The organism is Spiroplasma endosymbiont of Lariophagus distinguendus, assembly GCF_023846195.1.
In the GTDB taxonomy this organism is placed as follows: Bacteria; Bacillota_I; Bacilli_A; order Mycoplasmatales; family VBWQ01; genus Spiroplasma_E.
Genome location: NZ_JALMUW010000073.1, coordinates 1 through 4,126, shown reverse-complemented (window position 1 = coordinate 4,126; position 4,126 = coordinate 1). Strand labels below are relative to the sequence as shown.

Genomic DNA, 4,126 nt, shown 5'->3' with positions numbered 1-4,126 from the left:
TAAAGAAGAAAAAAATGTTAATTGAAAAAATTAATATATTAAAAAAAGCAAAAGAAGACTTGGATAAAGAAATATTTTTTATTGAGAAAAAAAGTGAAGAAATAGTTGAACAAATTGAATCTTTAGAAAATAAAATTAAACGTTTAAAAAAACTAAAAAAATCAAAAAAAATACAACTATTTTCAAATATTAATAAACAAATTAAAGAAACAGAATTAAATATAAAAACTTTAATAGAAGAAATTGATGAAAATGAAAAAAATGCACAACCATTTAAAAATTCAAAATTAAATATTTTAAAAGAAATTATTGATTTACAAGGTCAGTTATATGAAAATAAAGTTAAGAGCTATAAAGAAATATTTGAACAATTAGATTTTATTTTAAAAAATAAAAACTTTGAAGAATTAGAACATTCTATATATCCATCTAAATATCCATCTAAGAAAAATCCTTTTGAAGAAGATGGTGATACAGAATTATTTGATAGTATTAGTTTCTCAGTAATTCAAATTAAGGATTTAGAACAAAAAATATTTGATTTTGAAGAAAAAAATAAAGAAATATTAGATAAAATTGATTTACTTGAACTTGATATTAAAAATTTAAGAGAAAAAAAAGCAGAAAAAAATTGAAAACTAACTTTTTTAAATGTATTTACTTTTGGTATTTTTAAATATGTTAGAAACAAAAAAGTTAATAAAGAAATTAAAGAAATAAAATTGAAAACAAGAAATTTAAGAGAAGAAATAAATGAAAATGAAAAAAATATTAAACCACTTAAAGTTTTAAAATTAAATATTTTTGAAAATATTATTAATTTACAAGTCAGTTTGATTAATAAAATTACAAATGAAAAAAATGAAGAAATTTTTGATAAATTAAATTTTATTTCAGAAAATGAAATATCAAAGCAATTTGATGAAGACAATCCTTTTTCTAGTAAAAAAGAATTAATTTCAAGAGTTAATAGTCAATATAGTGATCTTGGTTTTGAAACAGATATTGAAAAAAATCAATCTTGTTTTAGTTTGCCAAATGAAGATAAAGCAGAAGAAAAATTAAGTTCTTCTTTGAAATCAATAAATTCTTTATAAGAAAAAAAGATTTTAGTTAAAAATGAATTTAAAAAGTTATTATTTAAAATAACTTTTTATTTTTATATATTAAATATCGGACTTCTCCCCACATGTACTTGTGGAGGAAACAATGAAATTGAATGAGTTCAACAATACTTTTCAAACAGAACAAGATTGTTTGAAATATATAGTAAGTTTGAAGGAAAATAAATGTATCAGGTGTTATTGAACAAATTTGAATACTTCTGATTTAAGAAGAATAAGATGTTTGAAATGTCATCAAACATTTAGTATTCTTCATGGCACCATTTTTTACAAGTCACAAATACCTTTGAAATCTTGGTTTTATCTCATCTTTAGATGAATAAACACCAAACATGGAATTCCATCAACTGATGTTGCAAAAGAATTGGGGGTAACTTTGAAAACTGCTTGAAGAATGGGTCATAAAATCAGAACTTGTATTGCCAAACAAGAATCACAATTTATTGTTGAGGGCATAGTGCAAATGGATGAAATGTATCTTTCACATATGGGTTTTAAAAAACAAGGAAGATCCTTGGTGAATAAAACCTTGATTGTTGGTATTTATGAAAAAACAACCAATAAATTAATTGTGAAAGTATTGAAAAATGCAAAAAGTAAAAATCTTTTGCAGTTTGCAAGAAACCACATTTCTTCAAAGTGTCATGTACATACTGATTTTTGAAAAGGATATTGCGATTTTAAATCGGTTTTCACTAAGCATGAAACAGTCAATCATCAAGATAGCTATGTTTCAAAAACTGGTGTAAATACCAACCAAATTGAATCAGTTTGAAAACATATAAGAAGAACATTTAAAACACATATCAAAGTTGCAAAACATCATGTTCATTTATATGCAAAAGAAGCTGCATATAAATTCAATAAGATACCTAGTTTTGAAATTGTAATGCTATGTTTGATTTAAAAATGTGGGGAGAAGTCCGTAGATAGGCTTTTCTCAGCATTTATGTGATAAAATTTAAAAATAGTACATAAAGGGAGAAAAGCCTTAAATATAATTAATTATCAATGATATTATTGGCAATTAAATATAATAAATAAGTAACATTATGTACTTATTTATTTCAATGTTATAATTATTTTAAGATTAAATTTAAAAATATATAATTAGATTGGAAGTAAAAAATGATTCCCGAATATCGATTATTTAACCATCTTTTGCTTTTAAAAAGTAATTATTTTTTTAAGCGCGAAATTAAAAAAAAATTAGGTCATTTAAAAGCAAAAGATTATCGTAATACTTATAACTTAATATTTAATAGTAATCAAAATTTAATGTTTATGAAAATAATAAGTGTTTATTTATATTTTAATAAAATTTCTTATAAAGAATATTTAAGATTAGTTGCAAATTTTATATTAACTATTTCTGCTTTAATTCCTACTTTTAAGCGTCAAGAAAAACAGTTAGATGATTATCAAAATGCCAAGGAACTTTTATTATTACTTGGATGTAAAGACCAAATAAAAGTTTGGTTTGATGATACTTCAAAAGTAGTATTACCTGATTTTTTGATAAATAATTCTAATTTGAAAAAAGAAAGTTTGCTAATAATTAAAAGATTGGTAAATATTAGTGGTAATATTTTTATTAATTTAACTAAGAATGAAACAAACATAAAAAATAATTATGAGTTTGGAAGTTTATTAATGTTATTTTACTTGTTGGATTTAGAAACTAGAAAAACATTGCTAACAAAAGATAGTACTGATTTAAATTTAAAAGCTTTTTTTTCATATGAAACTTTATTTACTAATAAGTTGATAATTTTAGATGAATTGGTTAAATGTGCTATGCGCTTAGAACAAACTAATTTTAATTTTTATATTAGAATAATGAATTATTCTTTGTTAGGAAATTATCAATAAATTAAGGAGAAAAAATATCAATAATTATGATGTAAAAGTTGAAAATATTAAAAGTAAATTTTTAAATATTAATAAAAATATTATTATTGCTTTACCTTCTATTTATGATCAAAATATTGCTTATGAAGTTTATTTAGTTTTTGATGGTAAAGATATGTTACTTAATAGTAATAGTAATATTTTATTTGAAAATAATAGTAATTGTATTTTTATTGGTATTGGTAGTACCAATAATATGACTCGTTTTAATGATTTAGCAACTTATACCAATGATGATGTAAAAATATTAATGACAAAATATTTTCCTGAATTAAAAAAAAGTAAGATTGATTTTCTTGGTGGTAATGGTAAAAATTACTTAGAATTTATTATTAATGAGGTTATACCATTTGTTATTAAAAAGTTTAATTTAAAAATTAAAAATTTAAATGCCATTGGTTGTTCTTTGGGAGCATATTTTTGTTTACAAATGTTATATTTATCAAAATTACAATTTACAAAATTATTATTATTTTCGCCAGCAATTTGATTTAATTCACAAATTATTGAAGATTTAAAAACTAAAGTTTTAAATAATAATCAACCTTTAATAGTTGAACTATGGGTAGGAAAAAAAGAACCAAAGTTTTTTGAAGGCAAATTAGTAACAAATTATGAAAATAATACTATTGAATTAAAAAAAATATTAACTAATAGAAAAATTACTACTAATTTAGTAATTGATGAAAATGGTAGTCATGGTTTTAAATGATGAATTAAATATATTAATGAAAATCCTTTAATTCTTATTACCTAATTGAAACTATGGTTTTTCTTTTTTCTAAAAATATTATTAATTTTTAGAATTAAAATAATACTTGCAAAAAATAATACAATAGTATTAGTTGTAATAATAGCAGGTTGATTAGACAATATTGCAAAAATAATTCATGTTATTGCTGATAGTACAAAAATAATATACATATATAATGATAATGATTTTGTATCTCTGGTGCGAATTATTTTAAAACTTTGAGGAATTAAAACAATACTAGTTAAAATTGCTCCAATCCAAGATAAAATATTAATTGTAAGTTCCATATCTTTCTCCCCTAAATTCTTACTATATTTTAGTATTCTAAATGTTATTA

At 21.1% G+C, this 4,126-nt stretch carries 5 protein-coding genes; 4 read left to right on the top strand and 1 reads right to left on the bottom strand.

What is annotated here, in order from left to right:
- The 4 genes from M0D11_RS05305 to M0D11_RS05290 form a co-directional block, all read left to right on the top strand.
- Positions 1-1,097: coiled-coil domain-containing protein (locus tag M0D11_RS05305; RefSeq protein ID WP_252320768.1), on the top strand; the 1,097-nt coding region annotated here is incomplete at its 5' end.
- 313 nt (positions 1,098-1,410) lie between these two features.
- Positions 1,411-2,031 (top strand): IS1595 family transposase, encoded by a 621-nt coding sequence (locus M0D11_RS05300; protein ID WP_252318950.1) that lies wholly within the window; start codon positions 1,411-1,413, stop codon positions 2,029-2,031.
- 221 nt (positions 2,032-2,252) lie between these two features.
- The gene (locus tag M0D11_RS05295) at positions 2,253-2,996 is read left to right on the top strand and encodes a hypothetical protein (protein ID WP_252320766.1); all 744 of its coding nucleotides are present in this window, start codon (positions 2,253-2,255) and stop codon (positions 2,994-2,996) included.
- A 154-nt stretch (positions 2,997-3,150) separates the two neighbouring features.
- Positions 3,151-3,792, top strand: coding sequence for an alpha/beta hydrolase-fold protein (locus M0D11_RS05290; RefSeq protein ID WP_252320764.1), 642 nt, complete (start codon positions 3,151-3,153; stop codon positions 3,790-3,792).
- Here M0D11_RS05290 and M0D11_RS05285 read toward each other — a convergent pair.
- Positions 3,789-4,126: SemiSWEET family sugar transporter (locus M0D11_RS05285; RefSeq protein ID WP_252320762.1), on the bottom strand; the 338-nt coding region annotated here is incomplete at its 5' end. The genes M0D11_RS05290 and M0D11_RS05285 overlap by 4 nt on opposite strands.